We start from the raw sequence: 25,647 nt of genomic DNA, 5'->3' as shown, positions 1-25,647 counted from the left end.
CTTACCCTTACAACTATATTTTTTGCTTTTCCAAAAATGATAAAGCCTGCCAGAAACCTTCTCCGTCATTCTTATGACCTTGCCAAACTTCTGGAATAAATTGAACGTTAGGTGCCAACTCAGACAAATCAGATGCCAACTGCTCAAAATGAACATCCCCTTTACCTATTTGAACCCCCTCTCCATCAACGCCTAGAGCATCTACAATATGCATATGATTTATAAATTTAGCTATTTTTGAAGTAAAATCACTAAGATTCCACCCATAATAATTACATGCCATCATCGAGTGCGACACGTCAAAGCAAACATGGTAACCGTATTTCCGACAGAACTCAGCTATTTCACTTGGATCTACAAACAGGTTGTGATAACTCTGACCGCCAAAGTGCCACGGAAAGGGAGGCATAGTTTGAATTGATAATTGCACCCCAGACAAGTCGACTCTGTTAAGACAATCAGCAACTAGCCTGTACTTTCGCACTCTATCTTCTGAACTAATAAAGCCTGAAGAATCAAAGCCTCCAGCATTCACAACTACGACAGGATTTTCCGTTTTTGAAAAATAACTCTTTAACGACCTAGCTATGTTGCAAACCCGATTAAGTTCGAATATAGATTTCTCTCTATATTCGTCATCATAAGATGCCAAATCAAGAATATGGTCTCCTGCAAAAAGTTCAGGGCTATGAACCGCAAAACCAATCGCTTGCTCACCATCAAAAAAGTCTGAAATGTCCAACTCCATATCCTGATAACTCAGGTGGAATTCAACAAAATTTATATTTGTTTTCTTTATTAGTTTTGCATAATCATGATACCTAACGGGTATTCCAAACGGCCTATTAAAAGCATAATCCCTTGCCTCCAATATCTCACCATCTAAATCAGACTCATAAAAATAATCACCCTCTGAAATATCTCGCTTGGCAGGCCTACCAACAAGCTCATCAATATAGACTGGCTGCAGACCTTGTCCGGGGCTCATTATTTTAAGGACATTCCTAGTAACTAACTGTCCCTTTTTCAACGAAGCTGCCGCCACAATACTTTTAGCTAACGTTTCGCGATTGAGCATTTCGCCCTGAGATATACACCTCTCTTCGTCATTGCCCATCGCCTCTTCAACCTCTCGAATTTTAACAACCATTTCAGCAAACTCTTCAGGCAAAAGAGATACTTTATGGTCATTCCCTTCCATAGTTTTATCGATAGTGAAGTGCTTCTCAATAACCTTAGCTCCCAATGCAACTGCAGCAACAGGAACCGATATCCCTCGCTCATGTCCTGAGTAGCCAACAACTCCTTCAACTATATCTTCTAAACGTTTTATATAAGCCAAATTTACATCTTTAAAAGGAGTAGGGTAGGTAGAGTTACAATGCAGAACAACATATTGCGCGCCCAATTTATTAAGAAATGACACAGACTTTTTAATTTCCGCTTCTGTCGACATTCCTGTCGAACATATTAAAGGTTTTCCTGTCGCTGCCAAAGCAGCTAGTAACTCATGATTAGTAAAATCCGCTGAAGCAACTTTATATGCCTCCATTCCATAGTCTTCTAAAACTTTAAGACTTTTTAAGTCCCAAGGAGTACATAAAGGAGTTAAACCAAGCGTTTTACAATAATCAAAAACCTCCAAAAGTTCAGATTTTTTAAGCTGAAATTTGGACAAAAGATCCATTGTATATTGGGCACCTAGATCTGCAGATAAATCAAGACCTCCTCCATTCTTATAAAGACTAGGAACATCCCTCATTTGAAATTTCACACAGTCAGCGTTGGCCTCAAACGCCAGATCGACCAAATGCTTCGCCAATAATATATCTCCATTGTGATTATTTCCAATTTCAGCAATAATAAAAGCTGGCGAAGCCTTATCTATTGCAACCCCTCCAATAGAAAGCCCTTCTTTTTCCGAGATTGCAACAGATATAAGTCGACCACTAGAATCCAACAAAGGCAAAACCAACACAGACTCACTGAAGTATCCCTTTATAATATTCGGCGATTCGGAAATATCACATGAACGAGGAGCAACATTCATCACATTCTCAACAAGCTCATTTAAATTAGTTGCCCCATTTTCCGACGATATCAACCAACGACGAAAATCTCCATCAGAAAAAGAACCTACTAAATCCCCCTCATCAGAGATAACAAAAACCACATGCATTTTATTTTCGGTAATTTTGTTGAGAGCCTTAAGAACCGTTTCGCCTTTCAATACACAAAACTTCTCAACATTATTCACTATCATCATACTAAACCACCAGATCCAACTGCTGTTAGAATAGACTCACAAATAACCCAATCTAATTGAGTATCAATTTCATATTTACTCACATCATCCATAACATATAAACAAATTTTTCCGCCCAAACGATTTTTATTAGCCATCAAAACATTCAACTTTGTAACATATATCGAGCCATTTTCAACAAAACTCAGTTGATCTGGATCCAAGTCCTGACGCCTAGGCCTAGACTTAAAATCATAAGAAGCTATAGGCAATTTTTTATCCCTCCATAAGAAATGTTCGAATGAAGAAACAGAAAGCAAGGAATCGCCACCCTCCTCTAGCATCTGAGAAACAGCCTCATCAATCGCTCCTTTCTTTCTTATTGGAGATGTTGCCTGTAGCAAAATCACATTATCAGGAACATAGTTTTCATTTTCTTCCAACCACTCCAGAGCATGTATTAAGGCAGACTCGGTTGTCGCTAAGTCCCCAGATATATTGCTAGGTCTTAAAAATGGCACCTCTGCACCACTTTTTAACGCAACCTCGGCAATCTCATCATCATCAGTAGACACCAACACTCTATCTGCACCACTATCTAACGCATGCTCAATTGACCATTTAATCAACGGCTTACCAGCAATTATCCTAACATTCTTTCTAGGAATACCTTTAGAACCGCCTCGCGCAGGAATTATTACCAAATTTTTCATATAAACTCATTGAAAATACAGTTTAACAATAGACACATAAGCATAATTTTGAGTATTAGACGACTACTCTACGGTAACTGACTTTGCCAAATTTCTAGGTTGATCCACATCAGTGCCCTTTACTACAGCTACATGATAGGACAAAAGCTGCAGTGGGATAGTATGAACTATTGGTTCTAAAATCTCATCTACTTTTGGAACTTCGGTAAATATCACGCCCTCTGTATTTTGAAGCTCTGCATCTTTGTCCGCAAACACATACAACTCACCGCCACGAGCCGCAACCTCTTGTAGGTTAGACTTCAACTTATCGAGCATACTATTGTGAGGAACCATTGTAATAATGGGCATATCTTCATCGACTAGCGCTAGCGGCCCATGCTTAAGCTCACCTGCTGGGTAAGCTTCTGCATGAATGTAAGAAATTTCTTTCAGCTTCAATGACCCTTCTAACGCAATTGGAAACATCGGCCCACGCCCAAGAAACAAGGCGTTGTGCTTATTCGCAAATCGATCCGACACCTTTTTAATTGCAACATCTTGCTTTAAAGCTTCATCGATGTGAGCTGGCAAAGAGCGCATAGAATTAACCAACTCAGCTTCCTTAATAGCTGACAAAGCTTCCTTCTCACTCGCAATCGCGATAGAGGTTATCAATAGTGCCGTCAACTGGGTCGTAAAGGCTTTAGTAGACGCAACACCGATTTCAGCTCCGGCATTGGTAAGAAGCGTTAACGCCGATTCACGCACTAACGTTGAAGAAGGGACGTTACATATCGCTAATGAAGTCAAGTAACCTAGCTCTTTCGCCTTACGCAGCGCTGCAAGCGTATCGGCCGTCTCACCAGATTGAGACAAAGTCAAGAATAGCGTATCTTTAGGTACTGCCACTTTGCGGTAGCGATACTCACTCGCAACTTCTACCGTACAAGGCAGGTTAGCCAAATCCTCGATCCAATATTTTGCTACCATACCGGCATGATAGCTTGTCCCACACGCTATGATATGGACATTCTCGACACTTTTCAGGAAACTTGAATCTACCCCGAAACAATCGGTCAGAACCTTGTTGTCACTAATACGTCCTTCTAAGCACGCAGCAATCACTTTTGGCTGCTCATAGATTTCTTTCATCATGTAATGACGAAATTCACCTTTATCAGTCGCATCAACATTATGATTGAAAACATGAACCGGACGCTCTTGAATCACATCTTTAGAATCAAAAATGGTAACACCGTCACGAGTCACTTCCACTACATCACCTTCTTCTAAAAAGACAAATTGATCTGTTACATGCAAAAGAGCAAGTTGATCCGAAGCAACAAAATTTTCCTCAATACCTACACCAACTACGAGCGGACTGCCTTTACGTGCGGCGACAAGCCGATGATTCTGATCATTCAGTGTAACGGCAATGGCGAATGCGCCTTCCAGATATTTCAAAGCATTTTTCACCGCCAGTAAAAAATCAGATTCGTCACGTAGCTCATAATGTATCAAATGAACAATCACCTCAGTATCCGTTTCAGACTTAAAAACATAGCCTTGTTCTTTTAGACGAGTACGCAATTTTTCGTGATTTTCAATAATTCCATTGTGAACGATCGCAAGATCGTCACCAGAAAAATGAGGGTGAGCATTATTTTCAGTTGGCTTGCCGTGTGTCGCCCATCGAGTGTGCGCAATGCCGATTTTTCCATCCAAAGGCGTCGCTTCAAACTTATTTTTTAACGCCTGAACTTTTCCGACCGCACGATGCGCTCGAACTCCGACCTCATTATTTATGGCAACACCTGATGAATCGTAACCACGATACTCAAGACGAGACAGACCTTCTAATAAAATCTTTGCCACATTACGTTGGGCGATCGCACCGACAATCCCACACATACTACTTCTCCCGCTTGGTCGGACGTTTCCAACCATCTTTATTCATTTGTTTTGCTCGACCAAATGCTAATTGGTCGGCTTTAATCGTCTTGGTTATCGTCGAACCTGCAGCAATCGTCGCACCACTTTGCACTTCAATTGGGGCAACAATAGAGGTGTTCGAACCTACAAATACGTTATCCCCAATCAGAGTTTCAGATTTATTAACACCATCGTAATTACAAGTAATGGTTCCAGCGCCTACGTTCACTGCTGATCCAAGGCAAGCATCCCCAATATAACTTAGATGGTTGACTTTACTTCCTTCACCAATCACTGTTTTTTTCGTTTCAACAAAATTTCCAATTTTTGCCTTTTTAGCTAATTTGGTTCCAGGTCGAAGGCGAGCAAATGGACCTATCTCACAGCACTCACCTACTACAGAATCTTCGATCATCGTATTAGCTTTAATTACGGTACCATCTGCAATAGAGCAGTTTTTAAGAATACAGTTTGGACCAATGTGAACACCTTTACCTAAATCCACATCACCGTCGAACACACAATTGACATCAATCACGCAATCCTGACCGGTAGAAAGCGATCCTCTAATATCAATTCGGGACGGGTCCATTAAAGTCGCGCCATTTCTCATAACGGCTTCGGATTGGCGACATTGCCAAACTCGCTCAAGTGCCGCAAGCTGAACACGATCATTTACCCCTGACACCTCCCACTCAAACTCTGGACTAACCGTAACTATCTCAACTCCCTCTTTTGCAGCCATTTCGATAATATCCGTCAAGTAGTATTCATTCTGGACATTTTCATTAGTAAGCGCATTTAACCAGCGTTTAAGATGCGCGTTAGGTGCAAGCAATATTCCGGTATTGACTTCGTTTATAGCAAGCTCATCATCATTTGCATCTTTTTGCTCAACGATTGCAATCACCCTCCCTAGCTCATCCCGGACGATCCGACCATAGCCAGAAGGGTCATCCAGCACAATCGTAAGCAACACCAGTGTATTGAAAGAAGACAAAGAGATCATTCTCTCTAAAGTTTCTTTCCGAATTAAAGGTACATCTCCATATAAAGTTAAGGTGGCACCATTATCATTCAATGAACTGGACGCACGACGCAATGCATCTCCTGTCCCTTGAGGATTATGCTGCCATACAATATTGGCATTAAATTTTTGACAAGATTGCTCTACTACCTCACCCTGATGACCTACCACGAGATGCAATTTCGAATCTGATAAACATGAAGCAACATTGAGAACGCGATGAACCATAGGTTCATTTGCTAGCCTATGCAGCACTTTTGGTAGGCTTGATTTCATACGACTGCCTTTTCCAGCCGCCAATACAACAATATCCTGAGTCATAAAATTGATCCATTATTTTCAATAAGCGTGTTCATTATTAGTAAGCTTATAAACTAACGTTCTATCCAGCAATTTCAGATGTCATAAAAAAAATGACATTTTAGATAGAGTAATTGCTGACACCAGTATGCAGCAGAGAAAAAAGCATCACGCAGCCACTCTACACTTTTGAAGAATAGAAGTAGCAAAAATATCAATCAGCACAATCACTTTCATTGAATTATCACAAATATCATATATGCTTTTTAACTATTTCATGTAGTATAAATTAAAGAAAAAATCGGTTGTAGCTGAAAGCTTTGCTATCTAAAATACACGACTAACAAACATGACAAAATGAGCAACATTAATGGATAAAACAGTTCTCGTTCCTCAAGATTCTAACTCCGACGAAATTGATTTAAGCCAACTCATAAAGAAAGTATGGAGCACACGGCTTACCGTACTTATGACTGCTTTACTATTTATAGGCCTATTCTGTGGAGTTCTGGCTCTAAAAATAGAAAAAAGTCAGCCAACATTCTCTCAACTTATTGGCTTCACTTTCAAAGGCATTGAAGAAGGCAAGTACCCAAATGGCGACAACTTCAGACTGGAAGACATTTTAGCCCCCAGTATTATTAATGCGATTTACGAAGAACTAAACTTAGCGCAGACTAATATGACGCTGAATGAGCTAGCCAGCGAACTAAAAATCTACCCATACTCTCCTGAACGAGCTTTCATCCTACAAAAATACAGCTCAATTATTAACGATAAAAACCGCTCCGACGAAGATAAGGCGGAAGCCAGAAGCAATATGGCAAAAGAGTTAAAAAATGCTCTAAATGCATCTGCAAGAATAGAGTTCAGCAACAGTGGAGGCCACCTAACAAGCCAACAGTCATTAAACATCGTCAGTAAGATACCTAAACTTTGGGCTCAGCAAGCCATTTTCGTACGCGGTGTAACCAAACACGAAATCACACTGCTCTCCTCAAGCGTCATTAAAAATATTATCTCTGATACTCAATCACCACTTCAACAACTATCCACTTTGTGGAACTATTTCCAAAAACTGAAGGCCGACTTATCAGAAATTGCAACACTGTCCAGCGCGACTACTGCTAGAGATGATGAAACAAATTTAACTATTAGCGACCTAGAAGTTTTACTCACGAACCTAGAACGACAATTCATAACAACCCCTTCCCCTTGGACATTCGATCATGAGGGGTCTCTAAACTTAAATAAGAGTCTATACTCCCCTAGACTTTTCGATGTATCTCTAGTTGAAAACCTTGATTATTTGGTTGCCGTAGACGTATTAGCCCAACGAATTCAATTGGTTAAGAGCAACCTCACCTCATTAGAAAGCGTACCATTCGCATCGATTGCAACCGATCCTCAATCTGGATTGACCCTTCAAGATGTAAATAGACTATTACAAGACATGGAAGTTTATGATTTGCAGCAGCTAAGAGCTCCATTACTTGAACTAGGCATCAGTAAAGACGCATCACGAGTTCCATTGTATTACAACTTTAGGATTCGTGAACTAGAGAGAGATCGTGACGCATTAAACCAGCAAGTACAAGCGATCCAAAAAGCGGAAAATCGCTATATAACAGGCGGCACAGGTCAATCAGCGGTCGACCAAAACAATAGCACCAGCAACAGCTCACTAGGGCAAACGACGACCTTAATCCCTCAATTAGGCGATGCTTTCTTGGACAAGATCATTGCAATGAGCGAAAAAGGCGGCGACATGGAATATCGCCAAGACCTAAATAAAGACACAATACAGCTTGAACAACAAGCAATTGAATTAGAAAAACAAATAAATGAGCTTAAAGAGTACCTAATACTATTTACCGACGCTCAAAAGAACAAAATCGACGATAACCTTAAGCAACAATATATCAAAGAAATTCAGCAAGAATTCCCTGCAACTTTTGAAAAGCTAGGACACTTTGCAAAAGTTTCTCAACGAATATCAAATCGTTTACGCTACGCACAAGAGATTGAAAAAGTGTTTTCAAAATCTGAATACAAACTCACTAATGATATATACCTACAAAACATATCTACAGAAAGCGTGTTTGCACTAAAAAACATCCAAAATGAAATGGCAGGCTATGCAAACATTGCTCAACGTATTGTCGATAAGATTGATAGCGATAGATACGGTGTTGTAAACGATCTCTATCGCTACTTAAACGAGCCACAGATTGATGAACCGCAACTGATAAGTAAACGCGATATTATGATATTTATCGGCGGCCTGCTTGCTTCGATAATCTTTAGCATGTTTGGGCACCTTGCATATCAAACCATACGCTCAAAAGACTAACCACTAAAAATTGCTCATGTACATGTACCGTAAAAGCACCCCTTTTTGCGGTACATGCCGTACCTTCCCTTCAACCACAACCCCTACAAACTTATTTAAACACTATTTAAAATCGATTCTGATAGAATCGCTATCAAATTAGATTAGAGGCTTAACAACAATGGTATTCTGTAAAAAGTTTCAGAAAGAATTAGAAGGGCTAGAGCGAGCACCACTACCAGGAAAGAAAGGCTTAGAAATACTACAAAGTGTTTCTAAGCAAGCATGGCTCGAGTGGCAGTCACTTCAAACAATGATCATCAATGAAAAACATTTAAATTTAATGGAACCAGCGGCGCGCAACTACCTAATGGAGCAAATGGATAAGTTCTTTAATAACGAAGAAACAGACCATTTACAGGGCTATGTTAACCCCGACGACATTCAAGAGCTTTAGCGCTCTTTGCGCGCTATAAATATGGATAGAGAGGTCTCACGGAGCGCCAGGGAAAACCTAGAAAATTAAAGCAGTCATGCGAAGCCTAATTTTAAGCTTCGCATCCAAATTAAGTAGCCAAAAAATCACTGAGTAACAAAGCTTGCAAACAAAACATCTTTGACAGGTTCAATACCCGTCTCTTCCTTTAGAGCTTCATTGACAGCTATAGCAGCCTCTTCTCTTGTTTTTTCCCGCGCCAATGCACCAGAGACCTGCTCTTGGGTCCTTGAACTAAGAAACATAACAATAGCATCACGGACCATTGGCATATTCCCTTCGATAGCGCCCGCCATATCAGAGCTTGAGCGAAGGCTTATCTTAGTTTTTATGTATCGAAGCTTACCACCACCGGCAGTGTAATTTACAATGAAATCAGGCGTTAGCTCGATATATACAGGCATCGGTGCAGCGGCTTCATCTTCCGCTTGAACAGCCGGCACGATGAATATAGATAAAACGAAAACAAACACACTCAAGTGTGCTTTTATCCTGTACCATTTAATCATATAAAAAAGCGAACTCATTGTTATCCTCGCACTTAGATGAATTTTTACAACAAATTTATTTAGATAAGACAATAAAAAATAATTGCACTTAATGGATGAACGATTGTCTTAGTATATGCTAACAATCAATAGATTCGAAGCTAAAAGAAGCTCCTAGAAACAAGGAAACAATCTCAATGCTCAACATCGTTACCGTTCGCAACTTTCACCTATTGATTGCGATTACCTCATTATCACTCTTGGCCTTTGCATTCTACATGGAATACGAAATGGGACTGGAGCCATGCCCTCTGTGTATGCTTCAACGAATTATGTTTTTCTTCATTGCATTAGCAGCAATTATTTCAGCATTTCACAAGACCGGAAGAAAGGTCTATCTTTCTGTTATCGTAGCATCAGCTATAATTGGCGCCAGCCTTTCAATAAGGCACCTTTACCTTCAAAGCCTTCCATTTGACGAACTGCCAGCATGCCTGCCAGGACTAAGCTATATGTTTGAAGTGTTCCCATGGCAAGAAATTATGCAAGCAATGATAATGGGAACTGGTGAATGCGGAGACACTTTGTGGACATTTTTAGGCTTAAGTATACCGGGTTGGACATTGGTCGCTTTTTTATCAATGATCGCAACTAATCTCGTTATTGCACTCAAGTTCAAAAACCACGATTAAATAATGCCTCACCTGTTGCCAAACATTACATAAGCGCAACTTAAAGAGGTTGCGCTGTCCTTTTTAAGGGAATACTCTAAAAACATATTAGCAAGGTTTTTCATTCCTTTAATGAAACTACTTTTTAGATAAATCACGGGGATAAAATTATGTTAGAACGTTGTAAATCTGCTCAAGAAAGATGGGGCGGCGTGCATGAAATTATTGACCGTTGGTTACTTCAGCGTAGACAGCTAATCGAAGCTTTAGTCACCATCAAAGGGTTGGGGGAATACACACCAACAGACACGCCCAAGATTCAGCGTTTATGTGAGATGCTCGTCGATTATGTCTCTGTTGGGCACTTTGGCGTATATGAGCAACTCGCACTAGAAGCTAAAGACTTCAACGACACTGGAGCCTTGGCATTGTTCAAGAAACTCATGCCTGAAATTGAAAGCACTACAGAAGTCGCTATCGAATTTAACGACAAATACGATACGAAAGAACACTGCAATGCCCAATTGGAAGAGCTTCCCTTCTCCATTCAGACTGTAAGCGTGGTAATGGCAGAACGCTTCGGTTTTGAAGATCAACTAATAGAACGACTACACCATGCTCATAGTGAAAAGACGGCTTAATAGTGTATTGCTCGCCATTGCACTTTTTGCGTTAATTGGTTGCTCAGCAGATAGTCCGAGCAATCAAACTCAGCTGGCAGTTCAAGGTTTATATTCAGCAGCTTTAAGCTCAAATGCAAAAAATGCACTTATTGGCTCGATACAACATGGTGGCAGCTATTGGTCGCGCGCACCTAGCCAACGCCTTTTCAACTGGAACCATGTTCAAGGGGAAGCCACTCCTCTGATTTCGGTCGACATCGACCCATCAGGCCGATTTGCAATAACAGGAGGAGCGCGAACACTTGTTTTATGGGATACACAAAGTGGCCAATCAGCTGGTTATTGGAATACTCCTGGTGATATTCGCGATTTAAAATTGACTCAAAACGGCGATTTCGCGTTAGTCGGAATGAATGACCAAACGGCACGATACTTCGATGTAAAAAATGGAGGTATCTTGCAGACACTCAGAACCAATGCCGTCGTCCGCGCAGTCGATGTCACGCCAGATGGACGTTTAGCCGTTACAGGAGACGACCTAAACAATGTAACTTTGTGGGACCTAGTGAGCGGTGAAATTAAGAAAAAGTGGACGCTTTCCAACAACATCTCGAGCGTTGCTATTTCAGATAATGGTGCCTATGTATTTGGTGCAGCTCAACTAGGAGAAGCAAAAGTCTGGCAAACTGTAACTGGCGTTGATTTTTCAACGATTGATACAGGTGCTCTCAAAGGTAGAAACTCAACCATAAGCAAAGCGATTTTCTCTAACGATGATCGCCAACTATTACTTGGCTCAGTAAACCGACGGGTAAAACTTGCTAACACTGCTACGGGACAAATCGAAAAAGAATGGGACCTGTATTTGAAAGACGCTCTCAGGCCAACCGCAGCAAGTGTGTTAGCACTGGCATTTGGGTCGGACACTCGATATTACGCAATAGGCAGCAACGGCTACCTAAATACACTACAATAACGTCACCAGATCCGAGCATTCCGTTTTAAATGAACGTTAATCGCACTACCTACAAATACATGCTATTCACACTTTCTATTATGGGGTTCACTACTGTGTTAGCTGGCGCTTTTGGTGCACACGCCTTAAAAAGCGTTGTCACTAATGATGCGCTGGACTGGTGGCAAACAGGAACTCTTTATATGATGTTCCATACACTCTCTGGAATATGTAGCATCCTTACTTTTAATTCCATTCGAATTTTTAAACACCCCACGCTCTACTTCATTTTAGGAAACATTTTTTTTGCAGGTAGCTTGTATACAATGACCTTAACAAGTATCAAAGCGCTAGGAGTCTTAACCCCTATTGGCGGCGCATTTTACTTAATTGGCTGGGGCTTTTTTACTCTTTACATCTATCGCAACCTTAAACTAACGCCATAGACAATTTTTTATCTTAGATCGATTGAAATAACTTATCTAAACACTTCAAATTCGGTAGGATACGCACAATATCCATTGATAGACTTTGGCCAAAATTAATTATGCAAGATGAAAGTAAAGACTTAAAAAAACGTACTATTAGAAGCTTTGTAGTACGTGGTGGACGTATGACAGAAGGCCAGCAAAAAGCCTACGATAACAATTGGCAAATTTATGGATTAGATTTTGAAAACGGACCAATTGAATATAAAAATATATTTGGACGTGAGTCTGATGTTGTCTTAGAAGTAGGCTTCGGCATGGGAGCTTCTCTAGTTGAAATGGCTAAAAGCGCGCCTGAAAAAGATTTTATAGGCATCGAAGTTCACCCACCCGGTGTCGCCAAGTTAATGATGCTTGCGGCAGAATCCGGCGTGCACAACATTCGGGTATATTGCCATGATGCAATTGAAGTCATAGAGCAGTGCTTACCCAAAGCAAAAGCGTCCGCATTTCAACTTTTCTTTCCTGACCCATGGCATAAGAAGAAGCATAATAAGCGTAGAATTGTACAACCCATCTTCGCCGATCAAGTGGCAAGCACCTTAAAAACGAATGGACAATTTCATATGGCAACCGATTGGGAACCGTATGCAGAGCACATGATGGAGGTTATGGAAGCGCAAAGCAATTACGATAATATTGCCGGAGTAGGGAACTTTCACCCTAGACCAGGATGGCGCCCTCTAACAAAGTTTGAACAGCGTGGAGAAAAGTTGGGGCATGGCGTGTGGGATCTGATTTACGCAAAAAAGTAGCAATGGCGTAGTATTTTCAAGAATACAGACATAAATAATCATCTAACATGATCAATTGGAAGGCGAAATGAACGAAACACTACCAGTTAAAGATAACGATGAAATAGATTTAGCTCAACTGTTCAGCAGTTTATGGAAACTTAGATTAGTTATTGTACTTTGTACACTTATCGGCGTACTAATGAGTGGCGGATTGTATTTAAAAATGTGGGTTAATAGTCCATCAGTAGTGTCTGTATCATCAGAAATTCGATTCCGATTTAATGGCTCAAATAAAGGTGTTTACCCGAACGGACAGCGATTTGAGATAAATGATATGATCGCCTCACCTATTTTAGACAGGGTTTACGAAGGTCTAGACTTAGAGCAATACGGGCTAACTCGAAGTGCATTTGGCTCATCGATTACAATCACCCCATCATCGACTAATAAAAAATTTATAGATCTGAAATATACTAAACTCCTCGAAGGCGCCAAATATATAAAAGCAGGAGAGATTCAAGACATTAACGAACGCTACACACAAGAACTACAAGCAGCGAGAAGAAAGTCCGCTGAATTGACGTTTGTCGTAAGTGAACGATTTGGCATTCCTATATCGGTTCTTAAAACCATTCTCTCATCAATTCCTGAAGTCTGGGCTAAAGTTAGCATAGACAGCTACGGCGTTTTAGACTTAGCTTCAACAACACCAGTCTCATTCGATCAAACTCTAGTAAACGATTCTGAGTATATGCTAAGTACAGAGTATTTAGCCAACTACCTAGGGCTAATAAACGGCTCATTACATCGTCTAAAAAATGATGAAGTAGGTAACCTTCAGGTAGACCCTGAGACAGGGTATACAGCTTCGACCTTACTAGAACATCTAGGTAACACAAAACGCTTCCAGTTAGACGTTCTGCAGCGTGCCTTCTCCGTTCAGCCTATCGCTAAAGATATTGATAATGCAATTTTTTATATTGAAAATGAAATTCTTGAGCGTCAAGAGCGCAGAGATGAATCTGCTCGCCGTGCTGAACGTATCATTCAAACCTACAATACGTACAATTCATCCAGTAACAGCGATAGTCAGAACCCAGCCTCTTCAACCACGTCAAATCAAAGCAATATGACAGCTCAGTATGGCGACGAGTTTATTACAAGACTGATGCAAATCGGCGATGAATTATCCGATGCAAAATTCAAGCAAGCACTCTTAAACCGTTCACTCGAACTTCAGTTGAATCAAGAGCGCGAAACAACCACAATCAACCGCTTAGAGAGAAATCTAGCGAAGCTAAAAGAGCATTCAAACGGCTTACAGCTTGACCCTCTTGCGTTGAAGCGAGTTCAATCTAGTATAAAACAGGTTTCAGATACCCTCATAGAAGCTAGGGAAATTACCGTACGCTTGGCAAATTTGAGAAAACAACACCTTTTAGGGAACAGCTCGGCACTTTATGCTGGAAATGCCGCTCCAATGGTCAAGAGCAACTTTAGAGAACAAGTAAAAGGGATGATCAAGTACTCTGGGATCGGTGGCCTGGCAGGACTGTTTATCGGTTTTTTCTTTGCCTTAGTTTTGGCAGTAGTTAGAAAACCTAAAAGTTAAAGACATCCTATAAAATCCAGGCAATAAAAAACCGACATAATGTCGGTTTTTTATTCTTTCATGTATTAAAAATACGATGAAACAATTAGCCTAAACTTAAATCTCACAGCTATCGCGAGAATTACCGGCATCGAAGTATTCTTGGAAGACTTTAGGAGTGCGGCCACGTCCAGTCCACTCATAAGTCGTACCATCTACTTCAATACGATACTTAGGCTGCACAGAACGGCCTTTTGTTGTCGTACGTGGCGCGCTCAACGCAGCAATTTCTTCGAGCGTTAATCCACTTTTCTCGATGATCTTTGCGATTTCTTCTGCTTGACGTGTCTTCTCTGCTTCAGAAGCGAGTCGCGCTTCTTCTTCTTCCTTCAGCTTTTCTAAGGCACTGTTAAAACCAGCAATCAAATTCTCAAGTTGAGCAACGCTTAACTCTTTGGCTGCAGCACGTGCTTTGGCTTTATTTCCCGCTAGTTCTTCTAACAACCCCATATTTTACCTCTACTATCAGTTTACATTGATTATAATGGATTTTCTCGGATCCCTAAATTATAAAATTTAGCTTACTCTATTGTTATAGTAGGAGCTAAAGAGATAGTCCATATATTTTAATCTCGGGACTAGTTTAACATTTTTTATAGAAATGGCGATCTAATAATTGTTTAGTAGCTTAAAACAATAAGGAAACAATAGGGTAAGTATGCTAATTGATATATTGAAAAATGAGTTTAGATGTTCAGAAAAAGTGGTAAGAACACTCATTACATTTCTAGATGAAGGCACAAGCATCCCTTTTATTGCCCGTTATAGAAAAGATGAAACTCAAGGAATGAATGATGTTACACTGCGGCAGTTTCACGATCGCTACACTTATATCCTAAAGCTCGAAGCACGACGTAAGAGTATTATTACCAGCTTAAGCAATATAAAAAACACATCAATTGAATTGATCAAATCCATCGAAAATACAGATTCACTCATAGAATTAGAAGAGCTTTATCGCCCTTATAAAGCATCGAAGCAGACAAAGTCACAAGTTGCAGAAAGTCTTGGGTTAACCTCTCTTTCAAAAAAACTATGGCTTAACTCTTCTAAAGCCCAACATCATGGAATAGCGTCTTTATGGCTATCGAAGCGTAATATTAATAACCTATCTATAGAAAGCGCCGTAGAGGGGGCTTACAACATTCTTATTGATAAGCTAGCTAATAATGCAGACCTCATCAAAGAAAGCCTTAATAGCCTTAAGGAAAGTGGGGTTATTGAATCAAAAGTTATTAGAGGAAAAAAAGAAAAGTCCGAAAAATATAGAGATTATTGGGATCATAAAGAAAAGGTAGCTAAAGCGCCACATCACCGCCTTCTCGCAATGTTTCGAGGTGAAAAAGAGAAACTATTAAAAATCAATATTAAGCTAGAGAAACATATCCATGCAGACGGTACTCCCCTATTTTTAAACAAATGCGCGTTACAACTTAACTTTGACGATACCATCACGCCATGCCCTTCCAGCATGAAGCCATTTTGGCTGTCTCTTGTTTGGAAAGAAAAACTTTTAAAGCACACCGAACGCAAGATCTTGTCGACTTTAAAGATGGATGCTGAACACAATGCCGTGCGCGTTTTTTCAGATAACCTTAAAGACTTGCTAATGGCACCTCCTGCAGGCGCTACACCTGTTTTAGCTTTAGACCCAGGCTATAAAAATGGCGTCAAATACGCTGCTATAGATGCTAGTGGAGAAGTACAAAGCACAGGTATCGTATTCGCCACTCCTCCAGCGAATAAAACCGTAGAAAGTGAAACTGTCTTAGTCAATATTTTAAAGCGCCAGGCGATTAAATGGATCGTAACAGGAAATGGGACAGCTTCTAAAGAAACGGACACATTCGCCCGCAATATGATCCGAAAACATGAACTTAACTGTAAGGCTATTATTTCATCTGAAGCAGGAGCATCCGTTTACTCTGCATCAGAAACTGCTTCCAAAGAGTTTCCAAATATCGATGTCTCGTTAAGAGGCGCTATTTCTATTGCTAGACGTTTTCAAGACCCACTGTCAGAATTAGTAAAAATAGCGCCTAAAGCAATTGGCGTTGGACAATATCAGCATGACATTAAAGAAACGACACTAAATCAAAGCTTAGCAAACGTCGTAGAAGATTGTGTTAACTCAGTAGGGGTAGACCTAAATCTTGCTTCTGAATCGCTGTTACAATATGTATCAGGCTTAACACCAACGACTGCGAGAAACATTGTAGAATATCGACAATCAAACGGGAAATTTAAAAATAGAGAAACGCTTTTAAATATACGTGGCATAGGCGATAAAGCATTTAAAATGTGCGCGGGATTTTTAAAAATTAATGATGGAAACGAACCATTAGACAATACTGCTGTACACCCTGAATCTTATTCACTTGTTTACACTTTATCTAAAAATTTGAAAATGCCAATCAAACAGATCATAGGAAACAGTGATCATATTGCGAGAATTGAATCAGAATACAAAGAAAGATATAAAGAAAAGGAATACTACTTATTTAAAAATGTCATTTCTGAGCTTTCACATCCTTTTCGCGATCCTAGGCCAGTCTTCAAGTACGCGACTTTTTCTAGTGATATAAAAAACATCAACGATTTAAGCATAAATATGAAACTTGAGGGAGTAATTACGAACATTACCTCTTTTGGGGCATTTGTTGATATTGGCGTACATCAAGATGGTCTTATACACATTTCAAATATATCAAATCAATTTATTAAAGACCCAAGACAAGTCGTGAGAGTCGGCCAAACAGTGAACATTGAGGTCATTGACCTTGATATAAGCCGGAGACGAATTAGTCTAAAAAAGATATCTTAGCGAGAAAACGTTGAATGAGGATCAGCCTGAGTGATTCAAGCCGATCCTCATTTGAGTTTTTACGGCATTACAGATCTAGGGAAGGTACGGATAAGCCTAATGAGCTTCAGTCTTATCAGAGAAACAGCCTATTAAGGCGAGAGTGGGCAGGAATGTTAATACCTTTCAATCACTCTCAACGAAGATAGGCTGTTTCTCTGAAAGACCCAAAGGGCGTGCCGTACATTGAGTTAAATTCTCGCTTTCTTTAATTCTTGTTAACTTTCTTGCCAATATTCTCATATTGGACAGCGACATTTGGCCTCGAGACACTTGCCTCGAATAAAGAAGCGTTATCCACACGCTGAAGCCAGTGGACTTGTTCATACCTTCCCTAGCGACCAATCTAAAATAACCTTTCCAGCTAGACCAGACGCCATAGCATCAAACCCTTGTTGATAATCTTGGATGTCGTACCGATGAGTAATAATAGGAGAAATATCGAGACCCGATTGCAGCATGGCGACCATTTTATACCACGTGTCATACATTTCACGGCCGTAAATACCTTTTATAAGAAGTCCTTTAAAAATCACCTTATTCCAATCGATTTGAGACTCTTTACCAAGTATGCCAAGCATGGCAATTTTGCCACCATGAGACATTTTATCCAGCATAAGTTCGAAAGCGTCACCATGCCCAGACATTTCCAAACCTACACCAAAGCCTTCGACCATTCCGAGATCAGACATCACATCATCTAAAGACTCACGAGAGACATTGACAGTACGTGTCGCACCTAACTTTTTCGCAAGCGCTAACCGATAGTCATTAACATCAGTGATGACGACATTACGTGCGCCAACAAATCTTGCTACCGCTGCAGCCATAGCACCAATAGGGCCCGCCCCTGTAATCAAAACATCTTCACCTACTAGATCAAATGACAGTGCGGTGTGAACGGCATTGCCAAACGGATCAAAAATCGCGGCAAGCTCATCACTGATATCATCGGGAATCTTAAACGCGTTACTTGAAGGAATCACTAAAAACTCAGCAAACGCACCTTCTCGGTTAACACCTACGCCTCGGGTCTCAGGACACAAGTGACGTCGACCAGCTCTGCAATTACGACATCGTCCACAGGTAATATGACCTTCACCGGAGACTCGATCACCAACTGAAAAATCGTCAACATCTCTTCCCTTACGAACAATTTCACCAACAAACTCATGACCGACGGTCATCGGTACAGGAATCGTCGCTCGCGCCCAGTCATCCCAGTTATAAATATGTATATCCGTTCCACAAATTGCTGTTTTACGCACTTGAATAACCACGTCATTGTGACCGTATGCAGGAACATCCATATCCGTTAACCAAATTCCAGGTTCATCAAATAACTTTGCTAGTGATCTCATAATGATCTCCTATCACCCTTAAGGATTGCCAACAGATTCAAAAAGCGTAGAGAAGCTCGAATAAGCCCTCCCTTAAAGTAAGCTTTTCTTTTCGAAACCAGCACGGTGAAATGTCCGCATAGACTTTGACCTAAGAAGCTCTTATTACCCTATTACCCATCAAACTAAATCTCAGAAAATAACGAAAAATACAGAAGTATCGAAACACCAGACGTGCTCACAACTTCCATAACCGTGGTTTCGCCTCGATATCCAGTGTAGCACCCAATCTCTCCATGCATAGGAGAAGTCGAAAAGATAACGAATCTATTTCCCATTTGCTGTTCTAATGAGACAATCCCTTTTATTAAGTAATCATTTGAGACACATAACCTATGCAAGCCAGCTCAAGCCACCCGGTCAAAAAAAAACTCTTAGCGTTGATCACACTTTTTATGCCTTTTATTTCATTCGCACAGAATTACTTGCCCATTTTACAATATCATCATGTATCTGAGGCCACGCCATTTTCAACCAGCCTTACGACTGAACAATTTTCTGAGCATATGAACTATTTAGCACAAGAAGGCTTTAAGGTTGTTGATTTAAAGACCGCGCTCGACAATATTCAGGCTGGCTCCCCCCTACCAGATAAAGCTGTCGCTATTACATTTGACGATGCATACCGAAACATCTATCAAAATGGCTTCCCGATTCTTAAGGCCCATCAATTCCCTTTCACCGTCTTTATTAACACCCAACCTATCAAACAAAAAAATAAGCACTTTTTGACTTGGGAACAAATGAAGGAAATGACTCATTTTGGCGGTACGTTCGCCAACCATACTGTGAGCCACCCTTATATGCTTAGAAAATTAGAAGGCGAAACCGACAAAGCATGGTTAGAGCGTATAAAGTTAGAGGTTTCTAGTGTTGAAGACGCTCTTATCACTCACCTTGGCTCTAGCCCCAAAATGATCGCCTATCCGTATGGTGAATCAAACTCCGAATTACAACACTGGCTAACTAATGAAGGTTTTATAGGATTTGGGCAACAATCTGGTGTGATTGACGCCAACTCTAACTTCGCTAACCTTCCTCGATTTCCTGCGGCAGGGCACTATGCCAAGTTAAGCACTCTAAAAACGAAACTAGCGTCTCAACCTATGCCCTTGCTTTCTTATGATAATGGCGGTTTGTACGCAAAAGACACGCCTGTATCCATCACCCTTACCTTCAAGAAAGGAAACTATCGCTTAAAAGATTTAACTTGCTATGTTTCTGGTCAAGGAAAAGCCGAGCTGAACTGGATCACATCCGATCAAGTCACCGCGACAGCACCAAAAGCATTTCGAGCTGGACGAGGCCGAATTAATTGCACGATGCCAGACAACAGCGCACGACACTATCATTGGTTTTCTAACGTTTGGATTTACCCTAAAGAAAGCGAAAACTACGTTCAGAATTAAGAAACCTTACAAATTTTGCAGTAGAGCAGAAAAAAATTAAATTTTTTAAAAAAAAGTGTTGCACAGAAATTTCAAATCCGTAATATACACCTCGCTCGCAACGGAGGGGTGGCAGAGCGGTTTAATGCACCAGTCTTGAAAACTGGCGTAGGTTAATAGCCTACCGAGAGTTCGAATCTCTCCTCCTCCGCCATCTTCCTTCTTGGAAGATTCTTTTCAAACGAAAAGATGTTGTGAGAAAAAATTAGTTGTTCCCTGATAGCTCAGTTGGTAGAGCAAATGACTGTTAATCATTGGGTCACTGGTTCGAGTCCAGTTCAGGGAGCCATTCGGAGTATAGCGCAGTCTGGTAGCGCGCCTGCTTTGGGAGCAGGATGTCGGGGGTTCGAATCCCTCTACTCCGACCACTAATTTAATATCTCTTGGTAATGGTGGGCGTAGCTCAGTTGGTAGAGCTATGGATTGTGATTCCATCGGTCGTGGGTTCGAGCCCCATCGTCCACCCCATTACCTTATAGTTGGGTCGTTAGCTCAGTTGGTAGAGCAGTTGACTTTTAATCAATTGGTCACTGGTTCGAATCCAGTACGACCCACCAACTATACAGACATTGATATTTCCTCATATTCTGATTCAATCCCTGATAGCTCAGTTGGTAGAGCAAATGACTGTTAATCATTGGGTCACTGGTTCGAGTCCAGTTCAGGGAGCCATCGGAGTATAGCGCAGTCTGGTAGCGCGCCTGCTTTGGGAGCAGGATGTCGGGGGTTCGAATCCCTCTACTCCGACCATAGAATATCTGAAATATGTCAAAAGAATGGGTCGTTAGCTCAGTTGGTAGAGCAGTTGACTTTTAATCAATTGGTCACTGGTTCGAATCCAGTACGACCCACCATTCTTTCTCTTCTCAATAAATTAAATCTTACCTTTTCGACATATTTATCCACAGCCTTAGCAACACTCAAAGTGTTAAAATGTGTATAAAAACCACCCTTATACACACTTATTAGATCATTTATACAATTTTACGACCTAAATAGACGTTTACAACGCTTTAGGACAACGTTGACATGAATGTTGTAGTAGCTCCACAAATAGGCGTGTCGCAGGCCCTGTTCTTTCACCTTTACCAAAGATCGCATACATCTGAAATTTACGCTCAGTTCCTGACACTAAATTCAATGGCACTAATTTTTCGTCTTTAATAAAACCGTGCAAATCCGCTTTTGGCAACCAAGCAAAGCCAATCCCAGTTGCAACGATTTCAATCGCAGATTGAACCCCTGATACAGTCCAGCGCCTATTTGATCCTAACCAACCCGCATCTTGAGACGTTTCAGTCGCAGAATCTCGAATAACCACCTGAAGCTCACGCGCCAGCCGCTCATTATTAATAGGCTCCTTTTCCCTATGCAATACGTGACTCGGTGCCGCCACCGCTACCATTTCGACATCTACGATCGGATCAGCTAAGTAACCTTTAGGGACAAGAGAGGTCAATACCAAGTCTGGTGAACCGTTCTTAAGCTCTTCTTCCGCTCCACTCAATACTACCTCTTTCAACTGCACTAAAGTCCCCTGACTCTGAGGCTCAAATTCCTGAAATGCTCTCAACAAAGCCGGTGTTGGAAAGGCTTCATCTACAACAAGCTCGATTTCTGGCTCCCATCCTTGACCTAACGTATGAGCCAGCTCTTCAAGATCAATCGCTTCCTTTAATAAATGCCTTGACCGTCTGAGTAGCACCTCTCCACGCTCGGTTAACTGAGCCTTTCTTCCCTCTATGATGAGCAGCGGGTACCCAAGCTGTTCTTGCAATTTAGCCACGGTGTAGCTAATAGATGACTGACTTTTATGTAATGCCTCAGCGGCTTGAGCAAACCCTCCTTTATCAACAACAGCTTGAAGCGCTCTCCACTGCTCCAACGTAACTCTAGGTGCTTTCATAACATAGACTCTCAATTAAAAACGGTACTCGATTAAAATTACACTTAGTCAAGGGTAACACCAGAATATTATCGTATATTTCGATAATTTTGGTCGAAATAATCCACTTTATTATCGAATATTTGTAACTTACTATAAGCATCATTAATTAGAAATCGTTTGCAATCAGCAACAGTAACTAACACGGGAGATCATCATGGCAACACTACTAAGAATCGACTCAAGTGCATCAGGCGATGCTTCAAAATCACGTCAACTAACAGACAACTTCGTTGAGCAATGGCTAGCAAAGAACCCAGAAGGCCAAGTAGTGACTCGCGACGTTAACGCAAACCCACTGCCACACTTTACAAGTGAGACATTAGGCGCGCTGTTTACAGCAGAAGAAGATCGTACCGACGAGCAAAAAGCCATTGTATCAATTGGCGATGAACTCATTGAGGAAATTGAAAACGCTGATGTAGTCGCTGTAAGTGCGCCGATGTACAACTTCGGCATTCCTTCTACTCTAAAATCATACTTTGATTACATCGCGCGTGCTGGTCGTACATTCCAGTATACGGAAAACGGTCCAAAAGGCTTATTAGACAAAGATGCATACATATTCGCTGCGAGTGGCTCTTTTCTAGCAGACTCTCCTGTTGATCACCAAGTTCCACATATCCAAACGTTTCTTGGGTTTGTAGGACTTAACGTAAAAGAGACCTTCATTGCAGGTGGTCAAGCAATGGGTGAAGCTGGTGAAGAAGCTTTTGCTAAAGCGAAAGAACAAATCGCTGCTGCCGTTTAATTTAACACGGCTAAATTGAACGCCGTGTTACGAAAAAAGCGCCATAATACTCTTTATGTCGCTTTTTCTCTTTTTCTACAACAACCTTTCCCCTAAATAGAAAGTACTCTCAGGCAGCCCAAACGATCTCTCCTCACATAACGCCTTAAAAGACTTTCCGTAAATCAAGCACAATCATTAGATCGGCAGCGTCATCCTCACCGCCGCCCATACTGTAAATAGAAGAATTAATTGCCAAATAGGCAGCTTTAAACGACGACTCAAAATGAATACGACAGCGACAACAATCGCATCGTATATATTGCTTACGCTCGTCAGGACGATCGGGTTAATTAAAGTCGCAAACAATAAACCTACGACACTTGCGTTGATTGCGATAATTGATTTTTGCAACACTTTTAAATGCGACCAATGCGCCCAGTAGTGCGAGCCAACCAACATTAGTAACAACCCAGGGAGAAATATCGCCAGTGTGCTTAACGCTCCCCATAAGACTGCATCGCCTAACGGTGCCGCAGTCGATCCTAGATAGGATGCAATGGTAAACATTGGGCCAGGGACAGCCTGAGCGGCAGCGTAGCCAACCAAAATATCTTCGGTACTCTGGATTCCAGACAGTGATTCTGTAATAAGAGGCAGTACAACATGCCCGCCCCCAAATACCAACGCCCCCGCCTGATAAAGGTTGGCAAGGTATGAGATCAAACTACCTGAACCAGTCACAGCGAAAGCAAATGAGAACAGTAGAACGAACAGTGCCAAAGAAGCCAAAGCAAGCCGCTTACCAACCGTTGAGTGGAATACAGAAACCGCCGGAATAACCGTTAGAAACGTCCCCGCTATCCCCGCGAAGAGAACGACAATCAACCCTGAATACCCGTAAGGCCACAGCAATATAAAAACGAAAGCACAGACAGCAATCAGCCAAGTATTCACGCTTGCGAGAAAACCACGCGCCATTCCAAAAATAGCATCTAATACAACGACAATAGCCAATAGCTTTAGAGCATCAATGAGAGAAGAAATATAGGGAAGCGTAGCAAAGCTGCTCTCTAATGATGCGATCGCAATCATCATCACGACAGAGGGCGACGTAAAGCCGACAAACGCAGCAATGCCGCCTAATATACCCGCTCGATATACTCCAATAGCAAACCCAACTTGGCTAGAACCGGGACCTGGCATGATCTGACTAAGAGCAACCCATTGAGAATACTGACTCTCATCACACCAACGTAGACGCTCGACAAATTCTTTTCGAAAATACCCAAGGTGTGCAGCAGGTCCACCGAAACTCGTAAAACCCAGTAATAAAAACCGCCAGAACACATCAAGCACCATCACTTTCCTCCACCTAACTCATTTACTTTTTATGTGATTGAAAGAAGCACTCTAAGCTACCCTCAAAGCTTTTTAGACTCCCTTCGTAGCCATCTCAAAAAACTCCACCAGCGGTAAAAGCATCAAACCTATATTTCAGCTACACCAATAGAACAGTGCGCCTAGAGCAGCAAAGTATCACCCTTCTCTACGGACTCTAAGATGCTCCTGACTGGCGCAGGTAGGCCAAGAGTGAATGCATCATCCACAGAAAACCACTGATATTTTTCTGTCTCATGTACCCCCACCGCCTCTTTGACCGTAACGAGACTCGGTATAATATCGAGATGATAGTGACTAAAAGTATGACGAAAAGATGACAAAGCCATGACAGACTGGATGCCGCACTGAAATCTCTGCTCAGCCTCCAACACAATAGAAGCGTCATGCGCGAACTCAGGTAAGCTCCACAGCCCACCCCAAATTCCAGAAGCCGGCCTTTTTTCAAGAAGAACTTTACCGTCGCTTTGCAAAACAACAAACTGCGCGGTTTTAATCGGCTTGGCAGCTTTCTTAGGTTTAGATATTGGAAAGGTTGTCGGTTCCCCAGATGCTAAGCCTGCACAATCCTCACTGAGTGGACAGACATGGCACTTAGGTTTTGATCGCGTACACAGTGTTGCCCCAAGATCCATCATTGCTTGCGTGTACTCGCCGCAACGAATTTCAGGCATGTAACTTTCAGCGACGCCCCACATTCTGTTTTCCGTTTTCTTTTCGCCAGGCCAATTAGGAATTGCGTGAAAACGCGCCAATACTCTTTTCACATTACCATCAAGTATCGCAGACTGGACACCACGTGATATGGACAGAATGGCTGAGGCTGTCGAACGGCCGATACCAGGGAGCTCGCACACACCTTCTACCGTTTTGGGGAACTCCCCATCGAACTCGTCTACCAACATAGTGGCCGCTTTATGCATATTACGAGCCCGCGCATAATACCCAAGCCCACTCCAGTGAGCCAATACATCGTCCTGCTTCGCACTCGCTAACGCGTACACATCAGGAAAAGACGACATAAATTTTTCGTAGTAAGGGATTACCGTTGTTACCTGCGTTTGTTGCAACATAATCTCGGAAATCCAGACTCGATAAGGCGTCTTATCCTTTTGCCAAGGCAAATCCTTACGGCCATGTACATCAAACCAAGCCAATACTCTTGGCGCAAAATTCTCTACTGTTTGTACTGCTTCCACAATGTTCTCTAACTTAGCTCG

At 41.5% G+C, this 25,647-nt stretch carries 21 protein-coding genes and 8 tRNA genes; 19 read left to right on the top strand and 10 right to left on the bottom strand.

The window, feature by feature from the left end; all coding sequences use genetic code 11:
* Nucleotides 1-13: 13 nt before the first annotated feature.
* The 4 genes from MARME_RS03095 to glmU all read right to left on the bottom strand — a co-directional run bounded on the left by MARME_RS03095 (nt 14) and on the right by glmU (nt 6,220).
* Nucleotides 14-2,266 carry an N-acetylneuraminate synthase family protein gene (locus MARME_RS03095; protein ID WP_013659811.1) on the bottom strand — a complete coding sequence of 751 codons (2,253 nt, stop codon included), beginning with the start codon at nt 2,264-2,266 and terminating at the stop codon, nt 14-16.
* The gene (locus tag MARME_RS03090; RefSeq protein WP_013659810.1) at nt 2,263-2,958 is read right to left on the bottom strand and encodes an acylneuraminate cytidylyltransferase family protein; all 696 of its coding nucleotides are present in this window, start codon (nt 2,956-2,958) and stop codon (nt 2,263-2,265) included. Before MARME_RS03090 ends, MARME_RS03095 begins: the two co-directional genes overlap by 4 nt.
* 63 nt (nt 2,959-3,021) lie before the next feature.
* Nucleotides 3,022-4,851 carry a glutamine--fructose-6-phosphate transaminase (isomerizing) gene (gene glmS, locus MARME_RS03085; RefSeq protein WP_013659809.1) on the bottom strand — a complete coding sequence of 610 codons (1,830 nt, stop codon included), beginning with the start codon at nt 4,849-4,851 and terminating at the stop codon, nt 3,022-3,024.
* 1 nt (nt 4,852) lies between these two features.
* The gene (gene glmU, locus MARME_RS03080; protein ID WP_013659808.1) at nt 4,853-6,220 is read right to left on the bottom strand and encodes a bifunctional UDP-N-acetylglucosamine diphosphorylase/glucosamine-1-phosphate N-acetyltransferase GlmU; all 1,368 of its coding nucleotides are present in this window, start codon (nt 6,218-6,220) and stop codon (nt 4,853-4,855) included.
* A 349-nt stretch (nt 6,221-6,569) separates the two neighbouring features.
* Here glmU and MARME_RS03075 point away from each other — a divergent pair, with 349 nt between their 5' ends.
* Both MARME_RS03075 and MARME_RS03070 read left to right on the top strand, forming a co-directional pair.
* On the top strand, nt 6,570-8,552 hold the full coding sequence (locus tag MARME_RS03075; protein ID WP_013659807.1) for an LPS biosynthesis protein: 1,983 nt from the start codon (nt 6,570-6,572) through the stop codon (nt 8,550-8,552).
* Between the two features lie 160 nt (nt 8,553-8,712).
* Entirely contained in the window at nt 8,713-8,988 is a 276-nt protein-coding gene (locus MARME_RS03070) for an oxidative damage protection protein (protein ID WP_013659806.1), read from the top strand.
* 125 nt (nt 8,989-9,113) lie between these two features.
* Here MARME_RS03070 and MARME_RS03065 read toward each other — a convergent pair whose 3' ends face one another.
* The gene (locus MARME_RS03065; protein ID WP_013659805.1) at nt 9,114-9,554 is read right to left on the bottom strand and encodes a flagellar basal body-associated FliL family protein; all 441 of its coding nucleotides are present in this window, start codon (nt 9,552-9,554) and stop codon (nt 9,114-9,116) included.
* A gap of 158 nt (nt 9,555-9,712) precedes the next feature.
* Here MARME_RS03065 and MARME_RS03060 point away from each other — a divergent pair, with 158 nt between their 5' ends.
* The 6 genes from MARME_RS03060 to MARME_RS03035 all read left to right on the top strand — a co-directional run bounded on the left by MARME_RS03060 (nt 9,713) and on the right by MARME_RS03035 (nt 14,601).
* Nucleotides 9,713-10,207 (top strand): disulfide bond formation protein B, encoded by a 495-nt coding sequence (locus tag MARME_RS03060; RefSeq protein ID WP_013659804.1) that lies wholly within the window; start codon nt 9,713-9,715, stop codon nt 10,205-10,207.
* Nucleotides 10,208-10,356: 149 nt separating this feature from the next.
* On the top strand, nt 10,357-10,827 hold the full coding sequence (gene rsd, locus MARME_RS03055; protein ID WP_013659803.1) for a sigma D regulator: 471 nt from the start codon (nt 10,357-10,359) through the stop codon (nt 10,825-10,827).
* The gene (locus MARME_RS03050) at nt 10,802-11,785 is read left to right on the top strand and encodes a WD40 repeat domain-containing protein (RefSeq protein ID WP_013659802.1); all 984 of its coding nucleotides are present in this window, start codon (nt 10,802-10,804) and stop codon (nt 11,783-11,785) included. Before rsd ends, MARME_RS03050 begins: the two co-directional genes overlap by 26 nt.
* Before the next feature lie 29 nt (nt 11,786-11,814).
* Complete coding sequence (locus tag MARME_RS03045) at nt 11,815-12,210, top strand: DUF423 domain-containing protein (protein ID WP_013659801.1); 396 nt, start codon at nt 11,815-11,817, stop codon at nt 12,208-12,210.
* A 101-nt stretch (nt 12,211-12,311) separates the two neighbouring features.
* A complete protein-coding gene (trmB, locus tag MARME_RS03040; RefSeq protein ID WP_013659800.1) occupies nt 12,312-13,007 on the top strand; it encodes a tRNA (guanosine(46)-N7)-methyltransferase TrmB in 696 nt (231 codons plus the stop codon).
* Between the two features lie 67 nt (nt 13,008-13,074).
* Nucleotides 13,075-14,601: an LPS biosynthesis protein gene (locus tag MARME_RS03035; RefSeq protein ID WP_013659799.1), complete on the top strand. Its 1,527-nt coding sequence runs from the start codon at nt 13,075-13,077 to the stop codon at nt 14,599-14,601.
* Between the two features lie 96 nt (nt 14,602-14,697).
* Here MARME_RS03035 and MARME_RS03030 read toward each other — a convergent pair whose 3' ends face one another.
* Entirely contained in the window at nt 14,698-15,090 is a 393-nt protein-coding gene (locus tag MARME_RS03030) for an H-NS histone family protein (protein WP_013659798.1), read from the bottom strand.
* A gap of 208 nt (nt 15,091-15,298) precedes the next feature.
* Here MARME_RS03030 and MARME_RS03025 point away from each other — a divergent pair, with 208 nt between their 5' ends.
* The gene (locus MARME_RS03025; RefSeq protein WP_013659797.1) at nt 15,299-17,464 is read left to right on the top strand and encodes a helix-hairpin-helix domain-containing protein; all 2,166 of its coding nucleotides are present in this window, start codon (nt 15,299-15,301) and stop codon (nt 17,462-17,464) included.
* Between the two features lie 362 nt (nt 17,465-17,826).
* On the opposite strand, the gene tdh is transcribed toward MARME_RS03025, so the two are convergent.
* Nucleotides 17,827-18,864 (bottom strand): L-threonine 3-dehydrogenase, encoded by a 1,038-nt coding sequence (gene tdh, locus MARME_RS03020; RefSeq protein WP_013659796.1) that lies wholly within the window; start codon nt 18,862-18,864, stop codon nt 17,827-17,829.
* Between the two features lie 374 nt (nt 18,865-19,238).
* On the opposite strand from tdh, the gene MARME_RS03015 reads away from it, so the two are divergent.
* The 9 genes from MARME_RS03015 to MARME_RS02975 all read left to right on the top strand — a co-directional run bounded on the left by MARME_RS03015 (nt 19,239) and on the right by MARME_RS02975 (nt 21,205).
* On the top strand, nt 19,239-20,312 hold the full coding sequence (locus MARME_RS03015) for a polysaccharide deacetylase family protein (protein ID WP_013659795.1): 1,074 nt from the start codon (nt 19,239-19,241) through the stop codon (nt 20,310-20,312).
* A 102-nt stretch (nt 20,313-20,414) separates the two neighbouring features.
* Nucleotides 20,415-20,505: transfer RNA gene (locus MARME_RS03010), tRNA-Ser, on the top strand.
* A 59-nt stretch (nt 20,506-20,564) separates the two neighbouring features.
* Nucleotides 20,565-20,640: transfer RNA gene (locus MARME_RS03005), tRNA-Asn, on the top strand.
* Nucleotides 20,641-20,642: 2 nt separating this feature from the next.
* Nucleotides 20,643-20,719 (top strand) — tRNA-Pro (locus tag MARME_RS03000).
* A gap of 24 nt (nt 20,720-20,743) precedes the next feature.
* Nucleotides 20,744-20,819: transfer RNA gene (locus tag MARME_RS02995), tRNA-His, on the top strand.
* 13 nt (nt 20,820-20,832) lie between these two features.
* Nucleotides 20,833-20,908 (top strand) — tRNA-Lys (locus tag MARME_RS02990).
* A gap of 39 nt (nt 20,909-20,947) precedes the next feature.
* A tRNA-Asn gene (locus tag MARME_RS02985) sits at nt 20,948-21,023 on the top strand.
* A gap of 1 nt (nt 21,024) precedes the next feature.
* Nucleotides 21,025-21,101, top strand: a tRNA-Pro gene (locus tag MARME_RS02980).
* Nucleotides 21,102-21,129: 28 nt separating this feature from the next.
* Nucleotides 21,130-21,205: transfer RNA gene (locus MARME_RS02975), tRNA-Lys, on the top strand.
* Between the two features lie 149 nt (nt 21,206-21,354).
* Here MARME_RS02975 and MARME_RS02970 read toward each other — a convergent pair.
* Nucleotides 21,355-22,257, bottom strand: coding sequence for a LysR family transcriptional regulator (locus tag MARME_RS02970; protein ID WP_013659794.1), 903 nt, complete (start codon nt 22,255-22,257; stop codon nt 21,355-21,357).
* Nucleotides 22,258-22,453: 196 nt separating this feature from the next.
* On the opposite strand from MARME_RS02970, the gene MARME_RS02965 reads away from it, so the two are divergent.
* Nucleotides 22,454-23,047 (top strand): FMN-dependent NADH-azoreductase, encoded by a 594-nt coding sequence (locus MARME_RS02965; protein ID WP_013659793.1) that lies wholly within the window; start codon nt 22,454-22,456, stop codon nt 23,045-23,047.
* Between the two features lie 177 nt (nt 23,048-23,224).
* Here the strand turns inward: MARME_RS02965 and chrA are convergent, their stop codons facing one another.
* Both chrA and mutY read right to left on the bottom strand, forming a co-directional pair.
* A complete protein-coding gene (gene chrA, locus MARME_RS02960) occupies nt 23,225-24,388 on the bottom strand; it encodes a chromate efflux transporter (protein WP_013659792.1) in 1,164 nt (387 codons plus the stop codon).
* 161 nt (nt 24,389-24,549) lie between these two features.
* On the bottom strand, nt 24,550-25,626 hold the full coding sequence (mutY, locus tag MARME_RS02955; protein ID WP_013659791.1) for an A/G-specific adenine glycosylase: 1,077 nt from the start codon (nt 25,624-25,626) through the stop codon (nt 24,550-24,552).
* Nucleotides 25,627-25,647: the final 21 nt, after the last annotated feature.

This window comes from Marinomonas mediterranea MMB-1, from assembly GCF_000192865.1.
Taxonomy (GTDB): domain Bacteria; phylum Pseudomonadota; class Gammaproteobacteria; order Pseudomonadales; family Marinomonadaceae; genus Marinomonas; species Marinomonas mediterranea.
The sequence above is the reverse complement of the archived record's forward strand: the minus strand, read 5'-3'. Positions and strand labels throughout refer to the sequence as shown.